This window comes from Pseudomonas baltica, assembly GCF_031880315.1.
GTDB lineage: Bacteria > Pseudomonadota > Gammaproteobacteria > Pseudomonadales > Pseudomonadaceae > Aquipseudomonas.
The window spans coordinates 4,200,311-4,223,563 of the sequence record NZ_CP134771.1; the positions used below are offsets into that span (position 1 = coordinate 4,200,311).

The 23,253-nt window shown below is 63.1% G+C and carries 21 protein-coding genes; 2 read left to right on the forward strand and 19 right to left on the reverse strand.

Annotated elements, in window-relative coordinates; all coding sequences use genetic code 11:
• Nucleotides 1-5 precede the first annotated feature (5 nt).
• Nucleotides 6-1,784: an acyl-CoA dehydrogenase C-terminal domain-containing protein gene (locus REH34_RS18755; RefSeq protein WP_226504362.1), complete on the forward strand. Its 1,779-nt coding sequence runs from the start codon at nucleotides 6-8 to the stop codon at nucleotides 1,782-1,784.
• A 215-nt stretch (nucleotides 1,785-1,999) separates the two neighbouring features.
• On the opposite strand, the gene REH34_RS18760 is transcribed toward REH34_RS18755, so the two are convergent.
• Both REH34_RS18760 and REH34_RS18765 read right to left on the reverse strand, forming a co-directional pair.
• Complete coding sequence (locus REH34_RS18760; RefSeq protein ID WP_226504363.1) at nucleotides 2,000-2,158, reverse strand: YqaE/Pmp3 family membrane protein; 159 nt, start codon at nucleotides 2,156-2,158, stop codon at nucleotides 2,000-2,002.
• Between the two features lie 321 nt (nucleotides 2,159-2,479).
• Entirely contained in the window at nucleotides 2,480-2,932 is a 453-nt protein-coding gene (locus REH34_RS18765; protein ID WP_311968760.1) for a hypothetical protein, read from the reverse strand.
• A 308-nt stretch (nucleotides 2,933-3,240) separates the two neighbouring features.
• Here REH34_RS18765 and REH34_RS18770 point away from each other — a divergent pair, with 308 nt between their 5' ends.
• Complete coding sequence (locus REH34_RS18770) at nucleotides 3,241-4,119, forward strand: LysR substrate-binding domain-containing protein (RefSeq protein WP_311968761.1); 879 nt, start codon at nucleotides 3,241-3,243, stop codon at nucleotides 4,117-4,119.
• 101 nt (nucleotides 4,120-4,220) lie between these two features.
• Here REH34_RS18770 and REH34_RS18775 read toward each other — a convergent pair whose 3' ends face one another.
• From REH34_RS18775 to REH34_RS18855, 17 genes are all read right to left on the reverse strand, one after another.
• The gene (locus tag REH34_RS18775; protein WP_311968762.1) at nucleotides 4,221-6,065 is read right to left on the reverse strand and encodes a prolyl oligopeptidase family serine peptidase; all 1,845 of its coding nucleotides are present in this window, start codon (nucleotides 6,063-6,065) and stop codon (nucleotides 4,221-4,223) included.
• Nucleotides 6,031-7,215: a pyrroloquinoline quinone biosynthesis protein PqqE gene (pqqE, locus tag REH34_RS18780; protein WP_409373150.1), complete on the reverse strand. Its 1,185-nt coding sequence runs from the start codon at nucleotides 7,213-7,215 to the stop codon at nucleotides 6,031-6,033. The genes REH34_RS18775 and pqqE overlap by 35 nt, the downstream gene beginning before the upstream one ends.
• Nucleotides 7,187-7,462, reverse strand: a complete 276-nt coding sequence (gene pqqD / locus REH34_RS18785; RefSeq protein WP_226504367.1) for a pyrroloquinoline quinone biosynthesis peptide chaperone PqqD — start codon at nucleotides 7,460-7,462, stop codon at nucleotides 7,187-7,189. The genes pqqE and pqqD overlap by 29 nt, the downstream gene beginning before the upstream one ends.
• Nucleotides 7,459-8,211 (reverse strand): pyrroloquinoline-quinone synthase PqqC, encoded by a 753-nt coding sequence (pqqC, locus tag REH34_RS18790; RefSeq protein WP_226504368.1) that lies wholly within the window; start codon nucleotides 8,209-8,211, stop codon nucleotides 7,459-7,461. The genes pqqD and pqqC overlap by 4 nt, the downstream gene beginning before the upstream one ends.
• A gap of 144 nt (nucleotides 8,212-8,355) precedes the next feature.
• Nucleotides 8,356-9,267 (reverse strand): pyrroloquinoline quinone biosynthesis protein PqqB, encoded by a 912-nt coding sequence (gene pqqB / locus REH34_RS18795; RefSeq protein WP_311968764.1) that lies wholly within the window; start codon nucleotides 9,265-9,267, stop codon nucleotides 8,356-8,358.
• A 70-nt stretch (nucleotides 9,268-9,337) separates the two neighbouring features.
• Nucleotides 9,338-9,409, reverse strand: a complete 72-nt coding sequence (gene pqqA / locus REH34_RS18800; protein ID WP_008365141.1) for a pyrroloquinoline quinone precursor peptide PqqA — start codon at nucleotides 9,407-9,409, stop codon at nucleotides 9,338-9,340.
• Between the two features lie 237 nt (nucleotides 9,410-9,646).
• Nucleotides 9,647-12,151, reverse strand: a complete 2,505-nt coding sequence (pqqF, locus tag REH34_RS18805; protein WP_311968765.1) for a pyrroloquinoline quinone biosynthesis protein PqqF — start codon at nucleotides 12,149-12,151, stop codon at nucleotides 9,647-9,649.
• A gap of 118 nt (nucleotides 12,152-12,269) precedes the next feature.
• Nucleotides 12,270-13,349, reverse strand: a complete 1,080-nt coding sequence (locus REH34_RS18810) for a polysaccharide biosynthesis/export family protein (RefSeq protein ID WP_226504371.1) — start codon at nucleotides 13,347-13,349, stop codon at nucleotides 12,270-12,272.
• A gap of 75 nt (nucleotides 13,350-13,424) precedes the next feature.
• Nucleotides 13,425-14,627: a glycosyltransferase family 4 protein gene (locus REH34_RS18815; RefSeq protein WP_311968766.1), complete on the reverse strand. Its 1,203-nt coding sequence runs from the start codon at nucleotides 14,625-14,627 to the stop codon at nucleotides 13,425-13,427.
• A complete protein-coding gene (locus REH34_RS18820; protein ID WP_226504373.1) occupies nucleotides 14,605-15,738 on the reverse strand; it encodes a glycosyltransferase family 1 protein in 1,134 nt (377 codons plus the stop codon). Before REH34_RS18820 ends, REH34_RS18815 begins: the two co-directional genes overlap by 23 nt.
• Nucleotides 15,739-15,814: 76 nt before the next feature.
• On the reverse strand, nucleotides 15,815-16,888 hold the full coding sequence (locus tag REH34_RS18825) for a hypothetical protein (protein WP_311968767.1): 1,074 nt from the start codon (nucleotides 16,886-16,888) through the stop codon (nucleotides 15,815-15,817).
• A 91-nt stretch (nucleotides 16,889-16,979) separates the two neighbouring features.
• Nucleotides 16,980-18,224: a glycosyltransferase family 4 protein gene (locus REH34_RS18830; protein WP_311968768.1), complete on the reverse strand. Its 1,245-nt coding sequence runs from the start codon at nucleotides 18,222-18,224 to the stop codon at nucleotides 16,980-16,982.
• Nucleotides 18,221-19,225 carry a glycosyltransferase gene (locus tag REH34_RS18835; protein WP_226504376.1) on the reverse strand — a complete coding sequence of 335 codons (1,005 nt, stop codon included), beginning with the start codon at nucleotides 19,223-19,225 and terminating at the stop codon, nucleotides 18,221-18,223. Before REH34_RS18835 ends, REH34_RS18830 begins: the two co-directional genes overlap by 4 nt.
• Nucleotides 19,226-19,265: 40 nt before the next feature.
• Complete coding sequence (gene rfaH, locus REH34_RS18840) at nucleotides 19,266-19,781, reverse strand: transcription/translation regulatory transformer protein RfaH (protein ID WP_311968769.1); 516 nt, start codon at nucleotides 19,779-19,781, stop codon at nucleotides 19,266-19,268.
• Nucleotides 19,778-20,560, reverse strand: a complete 783-nt coding sequence (locus tag REH34_RS18845; protein ID WP_311968770.1) for a WbqC family protein — start codon at nucleotides 20,558-20,560, stop codon at nucleotides 19,778-19,780. Before REH34_RS18845 ends, rfaH begins: the two co-directional genes overlap by 4 nt.
• Nucleotides 20,561-20,594: 34 nt before the next feature.
• A complete protein-coding gene (locus tag REH34_RS18850) occupies nucleotides 20,595-22,811 on the reverse strand; it encodes a polysaccharide biosynthesis tyrosine autokinase (protein WP_311968771.1) in 2,217 nt (738 codons plus the stop codon).
• Nucleotides 22,808-23,251: a low molecular weight protein-tyrosine-phosphatase gene (locus REH34_RS18855; protein WP_226504380.1), complete on the reverse strand. Its 444-nt coding sequence runs from the start codon at nucleotides 23,249-23,251 to the stop codon at nucleotides 22,808-22,810. The genes REH34_RS18850 and REH34_RS18855 overlap by 4 nt, the downstream gene beginning before the upstream one ends.
• Between the last annotated feature and the right edge of the window lie 2 nt (nucleotides 23,252-23,253).

Below are 23,253 nucleotides of genomic sequence, written 5' to 3' on the forward strand. Positions count from 1 at the left end.
TTGCCATGGCTGACTACAAAGCGCCCCTGCGCGATATGCGCTTCATCCTCAACGAAGTCTTCGATGTGTCCAGCCAGTGGGCGCAGTTGCCGGCCCTTGCCGAAGTCGTGGATGCCGACACCGTCGAGGCCATTCTAGAAGAGGCGGGCAAAGTCACCAGCAAAGGCATCGCGCCGCTGAGCCGAGCGGCCGATGAAGAAGGCTGCCACTGGCACGACGGCGCAGTCACCACCCCGGCCGGCTTCCTCCAGGCCTATCGCACCTACGCCGAGGGCGGCTGGGTAGGTGTTGGCGGCGACCCGCAATTCGGCGGCATGGGCATGCCCAAGGTGGTGTCGGCCCAAGTCGAGGAAATGGTCAACTCCGCCAGCCTGTCGTTCGGCCTGTACCCGATGCTCACCGCCGGCGCCTGCCTGTCGATCCTCGCTCACGCCAGCGAAGCGCTCAAACAGGCGTATCTGCCCAATATGTACGCGGGCGTGTGGGCCGGCTCCATGTGCCTCACCGAAGCTCATGCGGGGACCGATCTGGGCATCATCCGCACCAAGGCCGAGCCCCAGGCCAATGGCAGCTACAAGGTCAGCGGCACCAAGATCTTCATCACCGGCGGTGAGCACGACCTCACCGAAAACATCATCCACCTGGTGCTGGCCAAGTTGCCTGATGCGCCGGCGGGGCCCAAGGGCATCTCGTTGTTCCTGGTGCCCAAGTTTCTGGTCAACGCCGATGGCAGCCTGGGTGAGCGCAATCCGGTGACCTGCGGCTCCATCGAGCACAAGATGGGCATCCAGGCCTCGGCCACGTGTGTGATGAACTTCGACGCCGCCGAAGGTTATATCGTCGGCGAGCCGAACAAGGGCCTGGCGGCGATGTTCACCATGATGAACTACGAGCGCCTCGGCGTTGGTATTCAGGGCCTGGCGTCGGGCGAGCGCTCGTACCAGAACGCCGTGGACTACGCTCGCGATCGCCTGCAGAGCCGGTCGCCCACTGGCGCGCAAGCCAAGGACAAAGTCGCCGACCCGATCATCGTCCACCCCGATGTGCGGCGCATGCTGCTGACCATGAAGGCCAGCAACGAAGGCGGCCGGGCCTTCTCCTCGTACGTGGCGCTGCAACTCGACCGCGCCAAGTTCAGCGAAGAGGCCACCGAGCGCAAACGTGCCGAAGACTTGGTGGCCTTGCTGACGCCGGTCGCCAAGGCGTTCCTGACGGACCTGGGCCTGGAAACCACCGTGCATGGCCAGCAGATTTTCGGCGGCCACGGCTACATCCGCGAATGGGGCCAGGAACAACTGGTGCGCGACGTGCGCATCACCCAGATCTACGAAGGCACCAACGGCATCCAGGCCCTCGACCTGATAGGCCGCAAGGTGGTGGGCAACGGCGGCGCGTCGTACAAGATCTTCGCTGAAGAAATCCGCTGGTTCATCGCCGACACCGGCGGCGCCATGGCCGAGTTCACCAAGCCGTTGGGCGCTGCACTGGACAACCTCGATCAGCTGACCACCTGGGTCATCGACAAGGCACTGCACAATCCCCAGGAAATCGGCGCTGCCTCGGTGGAATACCTGCAAGTGTTCGGCTACACCGCCTATGCCTATATGTGGGCATTGATGGCCCAGGCGGCGCTGGGCAAGGAAGATCAGGAGGCGTTCTACGCCAGCAAGCTCGGTACAGCGCGGTTCTTTTTTGCCCGCTTGCTGCCGCGCATCCATTCACTGACGGCCTCGGTCAAGGCGGGCAGCGAATCCCTGTATCTGCTGGATGCCGAGCAATTCTGAGTGCTGTAAGCGTTTGCTTACAGTCTGTGGTGCCGATCGCCTATACCGCTGACAAGTCGGATTCAGTATCTTTAACTCACGGATGTAGCGCAGGAAGCGCCAAGGAAATAAACGGAATCACCCGCCAGGATGGTGGGTAGAAATGGATGTCAGGGACACATACTGCAAAACCCCGCTCAGGCGGGGTTTTTCGTTTGGGCGGGTTTTAGCTCACCTCAACGTTTGGCAATGATATACACCGCATGGATGATCCCTGGGATGTAGCCGCACAGAGTCAGCAGGATATTGAGCCAGAAGGCGCCGCCGAAACCGACCTGCAGGAACACGCCGACAGGGGGCAGGATAATGGCGAAAATGAGGCGAATGATGTCCATGGTGTTACTCCAGAGGTCGTTAATCTAGTGACCTTTGGCGCGCGAGAAGATTCCGTCGATCACTGGCAACTCGCTGTTACTCAACCACTTACATCGCTGAGCGCGGAAAAAGCGCCCGAGCCTAACCTAGCTGGCTCGGGACGTTGCGCGATAACGCAAGACGGTATTTTTACCCTGGCCGAATGTAGAACCAGGATTTTGCTGCGGACATGATGGTGCGGCGGCTGGCGTGTGTATGTCGCATGACTGTTGGAGCAAGGCTTGCCCGCGAAAGCGCCGGTCGCGTCGATCCCCTTTTTTACGGTGAACCACAGGGTCTCGCTACCCGCGAAAACGCGCCAGCGCTTCCAGGCCATCGGTGTAGGTGCGCACCAAAAACGCCGGCTGCAGGAAGCCATGATCGCGATCGTGGTCGACAATGACGATGTCGGCATCGATGCCCCAGTCGCGTTCTTTCGCCAGCGGCGGATGCTCAGCGTTGCCATCGATGATCAGCAGGATATGCAGGTCGCGGCACAATCTCGACGCAGCCTGACAGTACTCGACGGTCAAGTGCTTACAGTCGGCCTGCAGCACGATGGCTGCGGTGTTCGCATCCACGGCAGCATGCAGCGCGGCCTGATCGTTGGCCCGCAGGTGTGCCGGATGATCACCGATAAGCAGGATGCCGCTGTCGCGGCGCTTGCTTTGCCCCCAGCGGCGCGCCAGATCAAGGGCGGCCTGGCGCGCGGCGGCGAGGCTGGGTCGCGGCCAGATGAGGGTATTGCCTGGCATCGTGGTGATTTCTTCGCGGCCGGAGCCCACTCCCGCACGGGGGACAAGGTGTACGGTCGGTTTGAATGCGGCAGGTGAGCGGTTGTCAAGCTGACCAGACGCCGCAGGCGCGTCAAATTCCGCTGTGAAACGACGCAAACTGAATAGACTCATTCGCTCAGGCCTATCTAAATGCTAAACGGCAAAGGCGCAGGAAATTCCCCGCGCGGGGCCTTTGTGTGTCTGCAGCCCTTTGATTGCGGATAGACTAGGCCGCTGCCGGGGACGACTCCATTTCGATTTAGCAGTATTTTTGATAAGTGATGCTTATGGATTTCAAGCAGCTGCGGTATTTCGTCGCGGTCTATGAAGAGGGCCACGTCGGCCGCGCCGCCGAGCGCCTGGCGCTGTCGCAACCGGCGCTGTCGCAACAGATCAGGCAGCTGGAGCACAACCTCGATGTGAGCCTGTTCGAGCGCAGCAACAAACGCCTGCTGCCGACCCTGGCCGCCCACACGCTGTACAACCATGCCGTGCCGCTGCTCGACGGGCTGCAGCGGGCGCGCGAGGCATTGGGCAATTTCAAGGGCCAGGCGGTGCGCACGCTGGCCATCGGCGTGCTGCAAACCGTGCACCCGAGCCTGGTGCCGCAGTTGCTCGAGGGTGTGCGCAAGGCACAGCCCCATCTGGTAGTGCAGATCTACGAGTTGTCGGGGCTGGAGATCGAGCGGCGGTTGCTCAGCGGTGTGCTGGATATCGGCATCGGCTATCTGCCGCCGCGCCAGCCGGGGTTGCATGGGGTGCTGCTTTATGAGGACGAGTTGCAGGTGGTGATCCCCACGGAGCACCCGCTGCGCGCGTTCAAGAGGGTCTCGCTGGCACAGGCAGCGGACTTGCAAATGCTGTTGCTGGGCGAGGAGTTTCAGCTGCGGCAGATCTGGCAGGGGCAACTGGCCAATCTGGGCCGACGCCCGCAGGTGCAGGCCGAGCTCAACACCATGGCGGCGATCCTCGACAGCTTGCCCGGTACGGCGTTGGCCACGGTGCTGCCTGGGCGAGCGCGGGTGGTTGGGGATGATGCCGGGTTGCTATGGAAGCCCCTGAGTGAACCGCGGGTCCCGCTCAAGGTGGGGCTGGTGTTCCGGGATGCGCAGCGCCAGCAGGCGTCGGTGGAGTTGTTGCAACGGGTGCTGGAATCGAGGGCGTAATCACGGGCCTCTCCGCCGGCAGAGCCCGCTCCCACAGGGGGACGACTAACACTGTGGAGCGAGCTCTGCGCACGAAGAGGCCCTTGAGTTCACCGCAAAAATCAGCCCATTACCCGGCCGTAAAACTTCCACTCCTCCTCCAGCGCATGCGCCAGGTTCGCCGCTTGGCGAAAGCCGTGTCGTTCCTCAGGATAAAAATGCCCTTCGGCTGGCAAGCCATTACGCTGCAACGCCTCGAGCATGCTGCGGGTCTGCTGCGGCACCACCACCGCGTCCAGTTCGCCCTGAAAGAAGATCACCGGCACCTTGATACGCTCGGCATGCAGCAGCGGCGTGCGTGCTTCATAACGCGCATGGTCCGCGTCAGGGTCGCCGATCAGCCAGTCCAGATAGTCGCTCTCGAACTTGTGCGTATCGCGGGCCAGCGCCGCCGGGTCGCTCACCCCATACAAGCTGGCGCCGCCGCGAAATACATCGCGAAACGCCAGGGCGCATAACGTCGTGTAACCGCCGGCGCTGCTGCCGCGAATGAACGCCCGCTGCGCATCGATCAACCCTTGCGCCGCCAGGTGCTCGACCGCCGCGCAGGCATCGTCGACATCGCTGACACCCCAATTGCCCTGCAATGCCTGGCGATATTCGCGGCCGTAGCAGGTACTGCCGCGATAGTTGATGTCCGCTACGGCAAAGCCGCGCTGCGTCCAGTACTGGATGCGCGGCTCGAACACCGGGTAGCAGCTGGACGTCGGCCCGCCATGGATGAACACCAGCAATGGTGGCGGTACCTGCGGGTTGGCCGGTGGATAGAAAAAACAATGCGCCTGGCCGTCGCCACTGGCATAGCTGTGCGGATGCGGCAGGCTGATGTGCTCGGCGGCCAAGGGCGCTTCGCCGCCGGCCAGGACTTGCACCTCGTGGCTGCGCCGATCGATGGCGATCACGGCCGAGGGGCAGGTCGGCGAGGCGGCGATGGCATAGAAGCAAGCGTTGTCGGCCGCCAGGTTGCGGAAACGGCTGAACTCGCCGGTGTAGTCGAGCGTGGAGCCATCGGCGTCGTTGCACAGTCCGAGTTTGGCGAAGCCGTCTTCGAACCAGGTGGCCAGGTAGGTATGGTCCACGAGCGGCAGCCAACTGCTGGCCCCCAGTTGCCAGGGCGCTCCTGCATGATCGGCGGCCTTGGCGGGCAGCGCGTGCCAGCCGGCGGGGCTTTCTCGCCAGGGCTGCCAAAAGCCGTTGCGATCGGACAGGCACTGCACGCGGCCCTGTTCGTCGATACGCGGCTGTTGCAGTGACTCAGGCTGCGCGCCATCGCCGGCCAGGTAATACGGCTTGTGCCAGCCGCGGCCATCCAGGGTGCGCTCGGCACACATCAGCCGGGTCGCGGTCCAGGGTTGTTCGGGGTGCGACCACTCGATCCAGGCCAGCCGCGAGCCATCCGGGCACAGCACCGGGGCGGCATAGAAGTCGGCGCCTTCGGCCAGCACCCGACGCGCGCCATCCTCGGCATCGATAGCCACCAGCCGGTGGATCGGATAAGGCGCGCCGGGCTCTTCTTCCACCGCCAGCACCTGGCCGTCGGCGAAGCTCAGGTCGCCATAGCGGCGCACGTCGTGGGTGAGGGGATGAGGGGCGCTGCCGTCCAGTGCCTGAAGATACAGCTGCTGGTCGCGCTCGTTGACGAACACCAGGCCGTCGTCCACCAAACAGAACGAACCGCCGCCGTATTCGTACACGCGGCTGCGCACGCTGAAACCGTCGGGGGTCAGGCAGCGCACCTGACCGTCTTGCCATTGCCAGATGCGGCTGGCGGCGTCGCTGGGGCGGTATTCGCTCCAGAAGACCCCGGCGGCACCGATGCGCAATTCGGCGAAATCGGTGGCGGCCGCGACCGCTTGTGCGGCGCTGAACGGCTCAGCTTTTAGCGATGAGACGGGAGTTTCGTTCATTGCGGAAGGCCAGTTGGTCGATAGTCGCAGTCGCGTGTTCGGCCTCCTCCCGCGCCCGCAGAATGATGCCGTGATCGACTGATTTGCTGCACACCGGGTCGGCGTTGCTGGCGTCACCCGTGAGCATGAACGCTTGGCAGCGACAGCCGCCGAAGTCCTTTTCTTTTTCATCACAGGAGCGGCACGGCTCGGGCATCCAGTCGTAGCCGCGAAAACGGTTGAAACCGAACGAATCGTACCAAATGTGCTGCATGCTGTGGTCACGCACATTGGGGAATTCGACCGGCATCTGCCGCGCGCCATGGCAAGGCAGGGCGGTGCCGTCGGGCGTGACGGTGAGGAATACGCTGCCCCAGCCGTTCATGCAGGCCTTGGGGCGCTCTTCATAGTAGTCCGGGGTGACGAAAATCAGCTTGCACGGATTACCGGCCGCCGCCAGGCGCTCGCGGTATTCGTTGGTGATGCGTTCGGCACGCACCAGTTGTTCCTTGGTCGGCAGCAAGCCGACGCGGTTGAGCTCGGCCCAGCCGTAGAACTGGCAGGTGGCGAGCTCGACGAAGTCGGCTTCCAGGGCGATGCACAGCTCGATGATCTGGTCGATCTTGTCGATGTTGTGCCGGTGGGTGACGAAGTTGAGCACCATCGGATAACCATGGGCCTTGACAGCCCGGGCCATTTCGAGCTTTTGCGCGAAGGCCTTTTTCGAGCCGGCGAGCATATTGTTGACCTGCTCGTCGCTGGCCTGAAAGCTGATCTGGATGTGGTCCAGGCCGGCTTTTTTGAAGTCGCTGATCTTCTGTTCGGTGAGACCGATGCCGGAGGTAATCAGGTTGGTGTAGTAGCCCAGCTGCCGCGCTTCGCCGATCAGTTCGGCGAGGTCCTGGCGCACCAGCGGTTCGCCACCGGAAAAACCCAGCTGCGCCGCGCCCATCTCTCGCGCTTCGCGCATGACCTTGATCCACTGCTCGGTGCTCAGCTCCTTGCCCTGCTGGGCAAAATCCAGTGGGTTGGAGCAATACGGGCACTGCAGCGGGCAGCGGTAGGTCAGCTCGGCGAGCAACCACAGCGGCAGGCCGACGGGCGGTGTCGGCGGAATATGTGGCTGATGAGGCATATGAGACTCAGCCAAGCTCGATCCAGTGCTCTGCACGAGCGACCTCCATGAATTGCTCGATGTCGGTGCCCAGTTCCGGAACGTCCGGGAACTGCGCTGCCAACGTCGCGATAATGGCGGCAACGTCGCGCTCACCGTCGATCAGACCACCGATCAGGGCTGCGCTTTCGTTGAGTTTGATCATGCCTTCGGGGTACAGCAGTACGTGGCCCTTTTGCGCCGGTTCGTACTGGTAACGATAGCCTTGGCGCCATGTGGGCGTCTTGCTGCGATCGAAGCTCATAGAGGGATGCCTTTGTGCCAGACGCGTTGGTCGGTGACGCTGTGATAGGGCGGGCGGTGCAGTTCATAGGCCATGCTCATGGCGTCCAGCATGCTCCAGAGTATGTCCAGTTTGAACTGCAGGATTTCCAGCATGCGCTGCTGGCCGGCTGCGGTGGTGTAGTGCTCGAGCGTGATCGCCAGGCCGTGCTCGACATCGCGGCGCGCCTGGCCCAGGCGGGTGCGAAAGTACTCGTAGCCGGCCGGGTCGATCCACGGGTAGTGCTGGGGCCAGCTGTCGAGACGCGATTGGTGGATCTGCGGCGCGAACAGCTCGGTAAGCGAACTGCTGGCGGCTTCCTGCCAGCTGGCGCGGCGGGCGAAGTTCACATAGGCGTCGACGGCGAAGCGCACACCGGGCAGCACCAGTTCCTGGGAGCGCAGTTGCTCCGGGTCGAGGCCCACGGCCTGGCCCAGACGCAGCCAGGCTTCGATGCCGCCGTCTTCGCCAGGAGCGCCGTCGTGGTCGAGCAGGCGCTGGATCCACTCGCGGCGGATCTCGCGATCGGGGCAGTTGGCGAGGATGGCCGCGTCCTTCAGGGGGATGTTGACCTGATAGTAGAAGCGGTTGGCGACCCAGCCCTGGATCTGCTCGCGGGTCGCGCGGCCTTCGTACATCGCCACGTGATAGGGGTGATAGATGTGATAGAACGCGCCCTTGGCGCGCAGGGCCTGCTCGAACTCGGCCGGGGACATCGGTGTGTCGGTCATGCTGTTCTCCCTCGTTCAAGGTGGAGTCTGATGCTTTTTTGTGCAGGCGGGGCCGGCCCCTTCGCGGGCAAGCCCTGCTCCCACAGGTGTACGCCTGTGGGAGCAGGGCTTGCCCGCGAAGCGCCAGCCGCCGTCACACCTTGTTCAGAGCTCGATACTCATCCCATCGAACGCGACTTCCACGCCGTGACGGGTCAGTTGAGCGCGTTCGGCGGAGTCTTCGTCGAGGATCGGGTTGGTGTTGTTGATGTGGATCAGCACCTTGCGCGGTTTGCTCAGGCCGTCGAGCACCTCGAGCATGCCGCCGGGGCCATTCTGTGCCAGGTGGCCCATCTCCCGGCCGGTGCGCGTGCCAACGCCGCGGCGCTGCATTTCGTCGTCTTCCCACAGAGTGCCATCTACCAGCAGGCAATCGGCGGCGCCCATGCGTTCCAGCAATGGCCCGTCGACCTTGCCCAGGCCCGGCGCATAGAACAGCGTGCCGCCGGTGTTCAGGTCTTCGACGATCAGGCCGATGTTGTCACCGGGGTGCGGGTCGAAGCGGTGCGGCGAGTAGGGCGGCGCTGCGCTGCGCAGCGGTAACGGGGTGAAGCGCAGATTGGGGCAGGCGTCGATGACGAAGCTGCCTTCGAGCTCGATGCGCCGCCGGTCCAGGCCACCGTTCCAGTGGGTCAGCATGTTGAACACCGGGAAGCCGGTGGTCAGGTCCTGGTGGACCATGTCGGTGCACCAGACTTGATGCGGGCAGCCTTCGCGCAGGCTCAACAGACCTGTGGTGTGGTCGATCTGGCTGTCGAGCAGGATGATTGCATTAATGCCCGTGTCGCGCAGGGCCCGGGCCGGTTGCAGCGCCGGGAAGCTTTGCAGCTGCGCGCGGATGTCTGGGGATGCGTTGCACAGGATCCAGTGCACGCCGTCGTCGGACAGGGCAATGGACGACTGCGTGCGGGGCAGGGCGCGCAGGGTGCCGTCGCGCAAGCCCTTGCAGTTCACGCAATTGCAGTTCCATTGTGGAAAACCACCGCCGGCGGCGGACCCTAGAATCTGGACGTACATGGCAACTCCATCGCGAAGGCCGAAAATGAAAACGCCCCGGCGAACCGAGGCGTGGTGCAGCGCTTGCTGATCAACGGCTAGCGAAATACATGGTGACTTCGAAGCCGATACGCAGGTCAGTGTAAGCAGGTTTGGTCCACATAGGAGTACTCCTTCCGGGTTGTCAGAGCGGTCGCTCGTTACACTTTAGTCTGTCGTGGTGGACGGACGTTCAGCGGCATGAGGGTCATGTTACTTAATTTACCTTCGCGCAGATGCCCCCGATCGTGCGAAAGGCTTTTGCATCAGGTGTAATTATCCGGTCGGTACATTTTGTGGGGCAAGTGACAGATGATTAATTCAGCTGGGCGGCGAAGAGCCCATCAGCCCCACCATCAATTCAAGACATTTGCGCATCCCGCACTTCACTCACATTACGCCACTGCGCCCCCGGCGCGGCCTCGTTGGCCAGGCATAGCCAGCCGCCGCGTGCTTCCTGCAACTGGCGCACGGCATCGAGCAACTGCGCCGGCTGAATGATCTGCAACGCCTGCTGCAACTGGCGCAGATAACTGCCGGGGTAGGCGCCCAGATGCGCCTGCCAGAGGGTGTCGGCCAGGGCGCCGGTCTCCATCTCTTCCACGCTCGACCGGGCGCTCAGTGCCTGGCTCTGATGGTGCAAGCCCTGGGTCCCTTGGCTGGCGATGAGTTTGGGCAGGCCCTCCAGAAAGGCCTCGATGTGCCCCAGCAACTCTGCGCAGCCGGTGGCGGGCGACTGCACGCCAAACACCAGGCCTGCGCGCCCGGCGATCTGCCGGAAGCTGCTGAACACCGCATAGCCCAACTGCAGCTCGACCCGCAGACGCTGATAAAAGGGCATCTGGCACAAATGGGCGATCATCCGCCAGAGCGCCTCGTCGGCGATGGTTTGTGTGGGTGTCGGGCAAAACAGCACCAGGGCGTGCTCGCTGGAATCGGTCGGGACCTGGCTCCACAAGCGTTCGCGCAGGGGCTCGAGGCGGGTGGAAAGGCTGCGGTCCGGCGCGCCGGGCAAGCGATGCAATGCGGCATTGAGGGCGCTGCGGGTGGCTTCACCGATGCCCAGGGCCATGCCGTCCCAACGCGCCTGCGACCAGAGCTTCTGCAATTTGAGCGGTTTGATGTCTTCGTGGGCGAAGCGCACCGGCGTCTGATAGTGCCCCAGGCAGTGTTCAGGCAACTGCTTGAGCAAATGCCGGATGGGCATCGCCTCTGCCGGAGCCGCATCGCGGGGCAAGCGCCACACTTCAGGCGCTGGCGCCGTGAGGCATTCCAGTGCGTGCTCGAGAATCGCCGGCATCGGCTCTTCGACACCGCTCAGGCGCAACTGCCAGTCATCGCCCAGGCTGCTGAACGTCAGCTTCACCCCGGCCTGCAGGGCCTCGTCGGTGAGGCGGCGCAAACTGTGTTCGATCAGGGTCCACAGGCCGGTCTGGCGTGAGGCGTTGAGGCGCCAGCGCAGGGTGAGCACGGCGTCGAGGCCGCTCTGGTCGACGGTGCCGAGGTAGATCATCGAGCGGGGATCGGCGATGGGTTGATCCGGGCGGCGGCTGGGGCGCAGGAAACGATTGCGCTGCGCCAGGCGCCAATGCACCACCGGCGCAGCGGTGGTCTTTACCAGCACGCTGGGCAGGGGATGCAGTTGCCTGTCCGGTTTGAGCTGCGCGAGCAGCACGCGCAATGCCTGCAGGCCGTCGTCGCCAAGGCCGTGGGCCTGGTCGTCGGTACCATTGCTGTAGTGGCGGGCGAGGTCCAGCGCACCGTGGGACTGGCGCTGGCGTTTGTCCAGCAGTGCATATTCCTCGCGCAGGCCGCACCAATCGTCATGGGCCTCGAAAAACTCCAGCCAGTCGAAACACAGCTCGCGGATCAGCGCCGTGGCGTGCTGGCCGGCGTCGGTCAGCTTGAATTCGATATTGATCAGCGCCTGCTCGGCATGCCGATAAAAGGCCCCCAGGCTGAGGCTTTCGACCAGCCCGCGACGGCGCAGCTCCACCAGCAGGCCGCCGGGTTGACTGCTGGCGAACCAGGTGCCCAGGAACGCCACGGCCTGGTCCACCGCCGGCGGCAATTGCTCGCAGGCGAACACCAGGTTCAGCCGCTCGCCCGGCGCCTGGGCGACGATGGCCTGGTCTTCGGCAGCGCTGGCCATGGCGGCATCCGCGAGCATCGCGGGTGGCACCGCCTGCGGCAGCCGGCTACCGCGGTGCAGGCATTGCCCGGCACGTTGCGCCAGGTTGAGCATCTGTTCAGCGCTTTGCGGGCCGACCAGGCACAGGGTCATCTGCCCGGCGTTGTAATGCTTGCGGTGAAAGTCCAGCAGGCCCTGCTGAAACTCCGGGCGCGCCACCGGCAGGCTGTAGCGATTGCCGGCATGAAAGGCCCGCAGCGGGTGCTGCGCCGACAACGGGCTGACCATCCAGAACTCATGCTGCGCCTGCGGGTCGCGCGACCAGGCGACGAACTCGGCGTGCAGGACTTCACGTTCGCGGCGCTGGTCGGCGGCACTCATGCGCGGGCGCGCGAGCATGTCGCACAGCCGCTCCAGTGCACTGGACAGCGCCTGAGGCGGCACTTCGAAAAAATAATCGGTGTGGCGTTCCGACGTACGGGCATTGAGCTGCCCGCCCTGACGCTGCACATAGGCCATCAGCGTCTGGTCGTCGGCGAAGCGCTCGGTCCCCAGAAAAAGCAAGTGCTCGAGAAAATGCGCCAGCCCAGGCCAGGCATTGGGCACATCGTGGCTGCCGGCGTGAACGCGCAGATAGGCCGCGCTGCGTTTGAGCCGCGGGTCGTGCCAGGCGCGCACCGTGAGCCCGTTCTCGAGCACCCGCTGATCGCGGGGTGAAGAGATTGCATCTTGCATGGAGGGTTCCGCAGTGGTGGTCAGGACAAGGCCTAATCCTAGCGGATAAAGATCACCAGGCAAAAAGCAAAAAACCGCGCAGGGCGCGAGCCCTGCACGGTTTCTGTACAGCGATTGATCAGTTCTTGAACGCCGCCGAGGTGGTGACGATCCCTGCCGACGGCAACAACTGGCTGATGAAGCGGTTCCAGCGGGTGATATTGGCCGGCCCGACGAACACCACGTCCGAGGCTTGCAGGTCGAACTGCCGGGCGAGGATGAACGCGGTAGGCTTCTTGGCATCGAGGTAGAACACGGTCGCGGGTTGCTTGACGGTATTCTGTGCGCCGCGAATCACGTACACGGCTTCGGCGTTGGCGGTGTCCTGATTCAGGCCACCGGCATTGCCCAGCGCTTCCATCAGGTTGAAGGTGCTGGTGCCGTAGTTCATCACCTGCGGCGCCGCCACTTCACCCAGCACGTAGATGCGATTGGCGCGGTTGTTACCCAGGTGCAACTGGTCGCCTTCCTTGAGGTAGATCTGGTTGAGCACCGAGTCCTTGCGGTTGAGGCTGTCGATGTCCAGCTGGTATTCCTTGCCGTCGCGCTTGAGCAGCAGACCGGCCAGGTTGGCGTCACCGGCATCGCCACCGGCGCGGCTGATGGCATCGACCAGGGTCACCGGCACGTTGTTGAGCACCTGCGGCCCTGGGGTCTTGAATGCCCCGGACAGAATCACCCGGTGGCTGTTGAAGTCCTGCACCTTGACGTCCACCTGCACGCCGGTCAGGTACTTGGACAGTTTTTCGCGCAACTCCTCGCGCAACTCGGAGGTGGTCTTGCCGCCCGCCTTGACCGAATCGATGTAGGGGTAATACAGCGTGCCGTCATCGCGCACGATGCGCGAACTGGCACTGCCGGTGTCCTGATTGGCTGGCGAGTTGAGCTCCATGTGATCCCACACGGTGATCAGCAGGCCATCCCCTGGCCCGATGCGGTATTCCTCAGGCACATAGCGGGTCAACTCGGCCGGCACCGGGGGCGCCTGGTAGATCACCCGTTGCTGGCTGACGGTCTGGTTGGTGATTTGCACCACATTGACCGGGCCAACGAGGCCATCGTCGCTGGCGTCGGAGGGGGTCATGTGTTGACCGGGGGCGAAAACACAACCCTGCAGTACGGCACTGGCGAGCAGGACAACAAATACATTTCGCTTCATTGCATGGTTTCCTTGGAGAATCGGGCTTCTCACACGGCACAGGTTCAAGAATCGGGTTTTTTTCGCGCCGGCCGGCTACACCGACGTCACCGAGGCGACGATGGCGGGTTTGGTCGGTGCCAGCGCCAGGCGCGGAGCGGGCGGGGCGGGCTGGCCGATATTGGCTTCGGCACAGCGCGCCTCGACGAACAGGCGCATTTGCCGCTCGAAATTCTTTTCCGAGAACTGCTCGGCATTCTCGCGGCAGGCCTGCGGGCTGATGCGGTGGTGTTCGGCTTCAAACAGCTGCACGGCGGCCATCAGCGCGCCGATGCTTTGCTCGTGATAGAACACCCCGGTGGGCGCGCTGTCATCCAGCCCGCGTACGGTCTCCAGAGTGCCGCCACGGCCAAAGGCGATCACCGGCGTACCGCAGGCCTGGGCCTCGACGGGGCTGATGCCGAAGTCTTCTTCGGCGGCGAACACAAAGGCCCGGGCGTTCTGCATGTGGCTGCGCAGTACTTCGAAACTCTGGTAGCCGAGCAGCGTGACGTTGGGGCCGGCCAGGGCCTTGGCCTTGTCGAATTCCGGCCCTTCGCCGATGACGATCAGTTTTTTGTCCGGCATGGCCGTGAACGCCTCGACGATCATCGGCATTTTCTTGTAGGGCACCATGCGCGAGGCGGTCAGGTAGTAGTCCTGCTTCTCGATCTGCAGGTTGAAGCCCTTGGTGTCCACGGGCGGATAGATGACTGTGGAGGGGCGGCGGTAGGCTTTTTCGATGCGCCGGGCGATGAAGTGCGAGTTGGCGACGAACTGGTCGACCGCCGCCGCCGTGCGCTGATCCCACATGCGGATGTAGTGCAGGATCATCCGCGCCAGTTTGCCCTTGAGGCCGAAGCGCATGCCGCTCTCGTTGAGGTACTGGTGCTGCAGGTCCCAGGCGTAGCGAATCGGTGAATGCACGTAGCTGATGTGCAGGGTGTTGGGGCCGGTGAGCACGCCCTTGGCCACCGCGTGGCTGCTGGAAATCACCAGGTCGTAGGCCGACAGGTCCATCTGCTCGATGGCCAACGGCATCAGCGGCAGGTATTTCTGGTAACGGGTCCGAGCCTTGGGCAACCGCTGGATAAAGGTGGTTTGCGCACGTTTGCCGCCCAGCTTGGCGCGGTCTGCATCACTGAGGAAGTCGATCACGGAAAACAGGTCCGCCTGAGGCCAGATCTTCAGCAAGGCGGACAGCACGCGTTCGGCACCGGCGTAAGTCACGAGCCAGTCATGGACGATTGCGATTTTCATGGATGCTCCTTGGCGCGAGCGAACGCGCTTGGGTAGTCGCTGACGTTGATTGTTTTTGGAGGGTCAACGAATCAATGCGGTCGCTGATCAGCTGGGCTGACTCTTCCCAGCTGAAGCGCGACACGTTTTGCAGACCGAGGGTGCGCAGGTGTTGGCGGATAGTCAGGTTGTTGAGGGCCAGAGACATGGCTCTGGAGATGTGTTCGGTGTCCAGCGGGTCGAAATACAGCGCGCTGGATTGCAGCACTTCCGGGATCGACGCCGCGTTGGCCGCCAATACCGGGCACCCGCAAGCCTGGGCTTCCAGGGGCGGGATACCAAAGCCTTCATACAACGAAGGAAACACGAACGCGGCGGCGTTCTGGTACTGATCGATCAGTGCCTCATCGCTGAGGCGGCCGAGAAACTTGATGCGCCGGTCAGTGCTGGCGAGCTGTTCAAGGCTGGGGTCGGAAAAAATCGCACCGCCACCGCCGACGATCCGCAGCTCGACCTGGTCATGGCCCTTGAGCGCCAGAAACGCCTGGATCATGCGGCTGAAATTCTTGTGCGCGCTAGGCGACGACACCGCCAGCAGGTACTGGCGCTCGTTGCGCAGCGGCGCGCCGGGCTGGAATTCGTCGCTCACGGCATTGGGCACCACCAGCACCTGATCGGCGGGGAAACCGTAAAACGTCGAGATCTCGCGCTTGGAAAACTGGCTGACGGTGATCAGGGTCTTGATGTGCCTGAGCAGCAGTGGGGTCATGACCCGGTAGGCGGTGCGAAACTTCCAGCTGTAGCTTTCGGGATGGCGCACATAGGTGATGTCGTGGTGGGTGGCGATCTGGTTGTTGTAGAACAATGGCGCGGTAGCACCCAGCGACACCAGCAGCGGTTTGTCCTGGCTGTTCAGGTAGCGGGGCAGGTCCAGTTGCTCCCAGAGATGACCACGGCGTTTGCCGACCGTGATGGCGCCGAGCGCGCGGGCGGATTCATGCATTTTGATGTCGGGTGGACACACGAACAGCAGGTCATTGCGCAACGTCTTCAGGGCCAGGCAGATCTGCTCGGCAAAGCGTTGTACGCCTCTTAGCTCCTGGGTCAGGAATCGCGCATTGAGGACAATCATCGAAACATCCTTGGCATGGCCTCAGTCGATTGAAGGGTGCGGTTGTTCCGCGGATGAACAGTCAGCGGACGAACAGTCATCGGGTGAACAGCCAGCTGGGTTTGCCGAGCGAAATGATCTGCGGAAATTCGCTCAGGGTAATGACGGCGGTGCAGCGGTGTTCCTGGCAGACCCACCGGCTATCGCTGTCGAACCTTCCCCGGCGCGGTTGGCGGGTATCGATCAACTGCACCGGGCCCTGGACGTCATTGCGGGTTTCGACCCTGATCTGTCGCGCCTGGCCGATCGCCCAGGCGACCAGCACGTGGTCGTCGTCCGTGGTGAAATCCATGAGGTAGAGGTTGTTGCGGCCCAAGGGCGAATGGGTATTCACACTCAGGCTTGAATCCGCGCTATAGCGGTAGCGGGTCACCAGCGGAGCGATGACCTTGAGTACGTCAGACGCTGGTTTTTCACTGCGGTCGCTGTGCGACAGGCCCAGATGCTGCGGGTGCTGCGGGACGTTGCCGTCGGCCTGTTCGTACCACCACATGCCCTTGATGTCCGGGCGGCTGCGCGCCAGCAGAAAACTGCGCGCGAGGAACGCTGCCTGGGTGTTTTCACTGACGCCGCAGTTGTCCTGGCTGCTGGGCCAGCCCATGGCCGTCAGGTACAGCGGCACCGGGTGGCCAGCCTGGGCGGTGAGGCGTTTTTCGACCTCGTCCAGCCAGCGAATCCAGCTTTCCGGGGTGTAGACCCCCAACGCCGTGCGGCACGCCACGAATGGCCGTATCGACAGACCGTCGACGCTGTTTAACAGTCCGGCCTCGATCAACTGCTTGGCCACGCCTTGATCCAGCGCATCGCTGCCGAGCGCCCCGGCGAGGATTTTCGCCAGCGGATCGTCGCGCCGCAGTTGCGCGGCGCTGTCCTTGACGCGCTGCACGTAGGCCTCGATGCCATTCGGCTGGCTGGCCCAGTCGTTGTCCAGTTCGTAAAGCCGCGGGGGCTCGGCCAACGGCCCACCGTGGTCCAGCACGTTGGTGGTGACGCCGACGATGAAATCCTGATCCCCGCGCGTCTGCGTGGCGCACAACAAGCTGAGCAACAGCACGGCAAAACGCGGATAGCGCCTGCGCGTCGGCACAGCGGTGAGCTGGGGAATCGTCAAGTTTGAGTCTCAGGGTGGGCGGGGCAAGCATTGCGTGGCGGCGAAGGGGCTATTTGCGGGCAGGGCCCGCTCTCACAGGAATGTGAGGGCTTTACGGATGTTGCAGAACGTAATCGTTGCCACGCTGGGTGGTCTTTTGGGTAAGCACCTGGTGGAACAGTTGCTGGTAGCTGTCAAGCATGCGCTCCTGGTCCAGCAGGTGTTCGACGCTGACCCGGGTTTGCGCGGCCAGCCGTTCACGCAGCCCGACTTCGACATGCATGCGCTGCATGGCGCGGCCCAGTGAGTCGGGGTCGGCCGGATCGCACAGCAGGCCGTTGACCCCGTCTTCGATGATTTCCGGCAGGCCGCCACGGTTGCTGGCGATCACCGGCACCGAGTGTGCACAGGCTTCGACGGCCACCATGCCGAAGGGCTCGTTCCAGATCGACGGCACCACCGAGACATCGATCTGCTGGTAGAAGCTTTCGGGCGACTGATAGCCGACGAACTCGATGCGCGGCGAGTTGGCGAACTGCTTGAGCTCAGCCTCGTAGTCGGTCTGCCCGCGCCCGGCGATCTGCAGCGTGGCGTCGAACGGCAGCGCCTTGAACTGCTCGATCAGCCAGCGCAGGCCTTTTTGATCCGACAGCGTACCGATATAGCCGAAGCGCAGCGGCTCGGGGCGTGCCCAGGCGGCCTTGAAATAGCGCTCGTTGTTTTCTTCGATATCCGGGCTGCTGTTGTAGATGACATGGCTGCTGGCGTTGCGAAAGTATTTGGCCGAGGTCAGCTTGTCCAACAGGAAGCGGCTCACGCCCACCACCGCGTCGACCTTGGCCGAGCGCTCGGCGTGGCCCTGGCGAAAATGCTTGCACAGGGTGCAGGGCGTCTTGCAGGCCGCGCCTTTCTTGAACATGTTGCTGCCGGGGCACAGCAGGTACATGTCGTGCAGCACCTGCACGATCGGAATCCCGGCCTGGGCAATCTCGTCCCACACGGCCGCCGACCAACCGCTGAGGTTGTGGCACACCACCAGATCGATCTTCTGCTGCTCGATCACTTCGCGGATGTACTGGCGCATGCCCGAGTTATAGCGGTCGCGCAGGTGCCAGCCTAGTCGCGCGAGGGCGCCGGGGCGTTGTTCGCTGAAGTGCCAGTAGGTGTTGAGCAGTCCTGCGCGGTACACCTTGATGCCGCGCACCAGGCTGAAATTCAGCCCAGGCTGAGGCCCGGTGGTCAGCACGGTGACGTCTTCACCGCGCTGATGCAGGCCTTCGACCGTGCGCTGCAAGACGATCTCGGCACCGCCACCGATATGTGGCGAGTACAGACTATTGAGGAACAGTAATTTCATAGGGGGTACGACTCGTGGATGCCCAAGCGCCCGGATTCACCGTCGCGAATGGCCTGTTCGATCAGGCTCAGGCGCTGGCTGGAGCCACTTCGTCGAGCGACGTAGCGCAACAGCAGCAAGAACACCGAGCGATTCAAGTGGTACTGCCAGGCCGACTTCGCCCAGACGAACTTGTCGAACCAGGCCTGGTTGCGCGCCGTGTAATACGCGCGCAGATCGGAATTGCCGAGCAAGAAACTCTCGTAGATGTTGTTGGTGCGTGACTTGATGTTCCAGGAGTCTTCGAGATCATCGAGCAGGGCTTCGGTGACCAGGAAAATCTGCCCGCCCGTGGCCGTGATCCGCCAGGTGTATTCGGTGTCGTCGGCATACAGCAACAACTCCCCCAGCGGCAGCCCGATACGTTCGTACAGGCTGCGATGGGCGAGCAGGCCGCCATAGGTGGTGAAGGGCAGTTTGACCAGCGGTTGCTTGTTGTTCGGGCGCGGCCGCGGCTTGCCCCAAGGCAGGCGCCGCCAGAGTTTGTAGGGCAGTTGCGCGACATGAAAACCAAAACAGCTGGAGCGCCATTGCACGGCGAAGCGTTCTGGTACACCGGCGGCCAGGTCGGCCTGATGGCCGGGCCTGAAGCCCATCACCGCCGCCTTGCCGCGGCCCATCTGCTGCTCGCATTCGGCCAGGCGCTGATGCAAGGTATCGATGGCTCCCAGCGTCGGGGCGTTGTCGTCGTCCATGAGCCAGATGTATTCGGCGCCGCAGTTCAAGGCGGCTTCGATGCCGACCTTGTAACCGTTGGCTGACCCGGTGTTGCTGGGCAGGTCGATCAGCTCGATCTGTTGCGGCCAGGCGGCGCGCAGTGAGGCCAGATCGGCCATCGAGGCATTGTTGACGATGATTACCCGTTCGATCAGCTCGCTTGCCAGTGAACGGTTGACCAGTGCCTTGAGGTAGCAAAGGCGATTGCCGTAGGTCAACGTAACCAGTGTCGTTCTTGTGCTCATCGGACTCCCTCCTGTCATCCTTGAAGCCTGCCCGTTGCTGTCAGCAGGCGTGTGCGACCTCGCGCATCAGGCTGCTGCGGGGCAATGTGACGCGTTGTTCGCGTTGCATCAGGTTCAGCAGGATCACGGCACGCTCTTCGCCGTCATTGCTGAGGAAAATCGCTTGCAAGTCGCTGTTGCCGGTCTTCACCAGCACGCGTTCGCCTTGCACGAAAGGGGTCATGGCGGCGGCCACCGGCACGCGCACGCGCTGCTGGATCTGTTCGATCAGGGCGTCGGGCACCGGGCACGGGGTGTTGCCGAACGAGACGATGCGCGACACGCCGCGGGTCGAGCGAATCGGATACCAGCTGTGGCTCAGGTCCATGCGGATGAACAGGTAGCCTGGGAACAGCGCTTCGTCGACGATACGCCGGGTCTTGCTGGCCACCGCTTGTGGTTGCACGGGGCGGTAGCATTCGAACTGCTGGCGTAGCAGGTGCTCTTCGGCACGGGCCTCTTGCCGCGGTTTGGTCTGAATCAGATACCAGGTGGCGTTGTCGGCGAAATCAGTCATGAGTACATCTCCATAAACGTAGGCTGGGCGGCGTTGGGCGTGCTGACAGCGGGAACAGTGGCGGCGTGTGGCAGTTCGCAGGTGAACAGGGGCAGCCATTGGCGTACCTGATCCACCGGGTTGAACATCAACACGTCGATAATCGACAGGTTGGCCACGAACGGGCCCTTGAATTGCGGATAGCTCAGTGCCGACATGCGGTGGAACCGCAGTTCGATACCGTTGCGCTTGAATCGCTCGTCCTCGTACAGATCGAGCCCGCCAATCGGGTTGAGGAAGCGCTCCCCACCCAGCTTTTTCATGGTCTTGATGACACGGTCTTGCTTGTCCTCGACAGCGCCGATGGCCAGTTCCGAGGCGCGCAGGATCGGCGTGTCTATGCGCAGATAAGCGCACAGTTCGCGGATCGAATACTCAAGGGCTCGGGCCAGGTTCCGTTCAGGATACCGCATAATCCTTTCCAATAGTGGCAAGATGACATCGGAGTGCGGCGCCCTCGAGTAGTTCAAGGCCAGGGTCTTTAATAATTTGCCGTTCGTCTGGGCAAATTCGTCGGCGATCCGCCGCTGATCGATATGCAGGCCATGTGCCGCCTTTTTCAGCGGAAGGCTGACCATCCGGGCCTCAGAGGCGACCAGGATCCGGTTGCGATTGATCCAGCCATCCTTGATGTACTGCAGGTCGTCACCGAGCACGAACACATCTGCGGCGGCGATCAGCTGGAAGTACCCCAGGTAGGGGAACCAGTACGGCTGCATCATGGCAATGGTCTTGGTCATCGGTTGCATCCTTGGCCTGCGCCGGTCAGTCGAGTCACTTCTTGGCGGGGCTGTAGTCGTAGCCGTAGGCCGCGCAGTCGTAGTCGGCGGTGGAGGCCTTGCGGATCGTGGCGTTGAAGATCGCGCCCTTGATCAGCACGCCGTTCTGCGCGAGCCGCCGCTTGGAGGTTTCGATTTCCTTGACCGAGCTCTGGCCGAAGCGCGCCACCAGCAGGGTGGTGCCCGCCTGGCGACCGACCAGCGAGGCATCGGTCACGGCCATGATCGGCGGGGTGTCGATGATCACCAGGTCGTAGTTGGGCGCAAGTTCGCGCAGCAGCTTGTTGAAATTGTCGTGCATCAACAGCTCCGACGGGTTCGGCGCCGCGAAGCCGCAGGCGATCAGGTCGAGGTTGTCGACGGGGGTAGCGTTGATCACTTCCTGGGTGCTCACCCGGTTGGCCAGGGCATCGGACAGACCATGCGCTGGCGCCGGCGACAGGCCGAACGACTTGTGCAGGTAGCCCTTGCGCATGTCGGCGTCGATCAGCAGAACCTTCTTGCCGGTCTGGGCGATGATCACCGCCAGGTTGCCGCAGACGAAGGACTTGCCCACGCCCGGCGTCGGGCTGGTGATCATCAGGATGTTGTTGCGCGACTCGAGCATGGCGAAGTGCAGGCTGGTGCGCAGGCTGCGCAGCGCTTCGATGGCAAGCTCGGTAGGCGCGGCGACGCTGAGCAGCTTCGATTCGCCGGGGGCGCTCTTGCGGCCCTTTTTCAGCCGTTCCTGCAAGCGCGACATCGGCAGCGAGGCATACACCGGCATGCCCAGGTTTTCGATCACGTCCGGGTTCTCGACACCGCGGTAGAACGCCTGGCGCAAAAAGATGATCGCAATGGCGAGCAGAGCACCGAGCAGCATGGCGATGGCGACGATCAGCGCGCGCATTGGCTTGACCGGCTCTTCGACGTTGACGTCGGCGTTGTCGATGATGCGCACGTTGCCGATGTTGCCGGCGCGGATGATGTCCTGCTCCTGGCTTTTGTTCAGCACCAGGGTGTAGGTCTGGCTGCTGACCTGCATGTCGCGGGTCAGGCGCAGCAGTTCTTGCTGGGTTTCGGGCAGGGCCTTGATCTTGTTCTGCAGCGCGGCCTTGAGACCTTCGACCTGGCTGATCTGGTTGGACAGCGCGATGGACGCCGGGTGTTGACGGGTGTAAAGACGGTCGAGGTCGGTACGCTTGAGACGCAGCTCCGACAGTTGCGTGTCGTAGGCCACGGACTGGTCGAGCACGGCTTTGGTTTCGAGGCTCACGTCCACCGACTTGGTGCGCATCTGGAAGGTGTGCAGGGCGTCTTCGGCTTTTTCCAGCTCCTTGCGCACCAGCGGCAGTTGCGAGCGCAGGAACTCCAGGCGCTGGGCCGCTTCGGCGGAACTGCGCTCGACGTTCTGGCGCACGTAGCGGCGGCTGACTTCGTTGAGTACGCGTTTGGCCTGATCGGGGTCGGCGTCCTGGATGGCCAGGTAGATGATGCCCGAGTCCTTGCCGGCTTCGGACACCTTGAGGCGATCCTGATATTCCAGCGCGGTGCTCAGCTCGCGATTGCGCGCCAGGCGAAACTCGGTGCCGGGGCGGGCTTGCAGCGCTTCGACCTGAATGGACACGCCGTTGCCGGTGCTGACTTCACCGACCTTGCCTTGCAGCAGTTGGGCACCGGTGCTGTCGACCAGGGTGTAGGTGCCGTCGGTGCCGGCGGTCAGTACCAGGCGTTTGCCCAGCAGGGCGTCGGGTACGTCCAGCGAGTAGACGTCGAGTTTTTCGCCGCCCCAGGCGAAAGCGCCCATGCCGAACAGCGGCGCCGCCAACGGCTTGTCGTTGGTAGGCTTGAACTGGCGCGCCAGCCACTGGCCGAACACCGGGAAGTACCGCGGGCGTGCGACCACGTCGAGCTTGAGGTCGGAGACCACTTTGCCAAGCACGGTGCGCGACTTGATCAGCTCGATCTCGGTGACCGCTTCGGAGACCGATGTCGGCTTGCTGCTGACCTGCGGGGTAGCGTCCAGGCCGACCTTTTTCGGTTCGATCTGGATCATCGCGTTGGCCTGGTAGATCGGCTGCGCGAGCACGGCATACACCAGCCCGAGCACGGTGAATACGCCGACGATCGAGGCGATCATGCCTTTGTGGTCAAACAGCGTGCGCAGGAGGGTCGCCATGTCGACCTGGGTATCCTGGTAGTAGTCGACGTTGGAGCGGCTCATTGCTGTCATTTTTTATCTTCCTCGTGACTTAGATGCGGCAACCAGTCATCGACGCAGCGCGAGAGATGATCGTAGGTTTGTTGAAAGGCCTTTTTGGGCCGCCGATACGGATCGGCGATTTCCAGGCCTTGCCATTTGCCAATCAGAAAACTCTTGCCGCGCACTTCAGGAGCGATCTCGACGACCTTTTGCATCTGGCGCTCATCCATCAGCAGGATCAGCTCGGCCCAATGCAGCATGTCGGTGTCGACCTGGCGGGCGTGGTGCTTGCGAACCTCGAGCTTGGCGTCGTGCAGCACCGCCTGCGCGAGGGGATCCATGTCCTGACCGACGCAGGCGCGCAGTCCGGCCGACGTCACCTGCACGTTCGAGCGCTGGCGCAACAGCTCTGCGGCCATGGGGCTGCGGCAGATGTTGCCGATGCACAGGACCAAAACCTTGCTGAACATGG

Excerpts from the sequence above, each read along its gene's own strand:
- REH34_RS18855 (WP_226504380.1), bottom strand. The coding sequence starts at position 23,251 with ATGTTCAGCAAGGTTTTGGTCCTGTGCATCGGCAACATCTGCCGCAGC.
- REH34_RS18845 (WP_311968770.1), bottom strand. The coding sequence starts at position 20,560 with ATGACCAAGACCATTGCCATGATGCAGCCGTACTGGTTCCCCTACCTG.
- REH34_RS18775 (WP_311968762.1), bottom strand. The coding sequence starts at position 6,065 with ATGAACGAAACTCCCGTCTCATCGCTAAAAGCTGAGCCGTTCAGCGCC.
- pqqB (WP_311968764.1), bottom strand. The coding sequence starts at position 9,267 with ATGTACGTCCAGATTCTAGGGTCCGCCGCCGGCGGTGGTTTTCCACAA.
- REH34_RS18850 (WP_311968771.1), bottom strand. The coding sequence starts at position 22,811 with ATGACAGCAATGAGCCGCTCCAACGTCGACTACTACCAGGATACCCAG.
- pqqF (WP_311968765.1), bottom strand. The coding sequence starts at position 12,151 with ATGCAAGATGCAATCTCTTCACCCCGCGATCAGCGGGTGCTCGAGAAC.
- REH34_RS18755 (WP_226504362.1), top strand. The coding sequence starts at position 6 with ATGGCTGACTACAAAGCGCCCCTGCGCGATATGCGCTTCATCCTCAAC.
- REH34_RS18810 (WP_226504371.1), bottom strand. The coding sequence starts at position 13,349 with ATGAAGCGAAATGTATTTGTTGTCCTGCTCGCCAGTGCCGTACTGCAG.
- rfaH (WP_311968769.1), bottom strand. The coding sequence starts at position 19,781 with ATGACTGATTTCGCCGACAACGCCACCTGGTATCTGATTCAGACCAAA.
- REH34_RS18835 (WP_226504376.1), bottom strand. The coding sequence starts at position 19,225 with ATGAGCACAAGAACGACACTGGTTACGTTGACCTACGGCAATCGCCTT.
- REH34_RS18830 (WP_311968768.1), bottom strand. The coding sequence starts at position 18,224 with ATGAAATTACTGTTCCTCAATAGTCTGTACTCGCCACATATCGGTGGC.
- REH34_RS18760 (WP_226504363.1), bottom strand. The coding sequence starts at position 2,158 with ATGGACATCATTCGCCTCATTTTCGCCATTATCCTGCCCCCTGTCGGC.
- REH34_RS18820 (WP_226504373.1), bottom strand. The coding sequence starts at position 15,738 with ATGATTGTCCTCAATGCGCGATTCCTGACCCAGGAGCTAAGAGGCGTA.
- REH34_RS18815 (WP_311968766.1), bottom strand. The coding sequence starts at position 14,627 with ATGAAAATCGCAATCGTCCATGACTGGCTCGTGACTTACGCCGGTGCC.
- REH34_RS18765 (WP_311968760.1), bottom strand. The coding sequence starts at position 2,932 with ATGCCAGGCAATACCCTCATCTGGCCGCGACCCAGCCTCGCCGCCGCG.
- pqqC (WP_226504368.1), bottom strand. The coding sequence starts at position 8,211 with ATGACCGACACACCGATGTCCCCGGCCGAGTTCGAGCAGGCCCTGCGC.
- pqqD (WP_226504367.1), bottom strand. The coding sequence starts at position 7,462 with ATGAGCTTCGATCGCAGCAAGACGCCCACATGGCGCCAAGGCTATCGT.
- REH34_RS18770 (WP_311968761.1), top strand. The coding sequence starts at position 3,241 with ATGGATTTCAAGCAGCTGCGGTATTTCGTCGCGGTCTATGAAGAGGGC.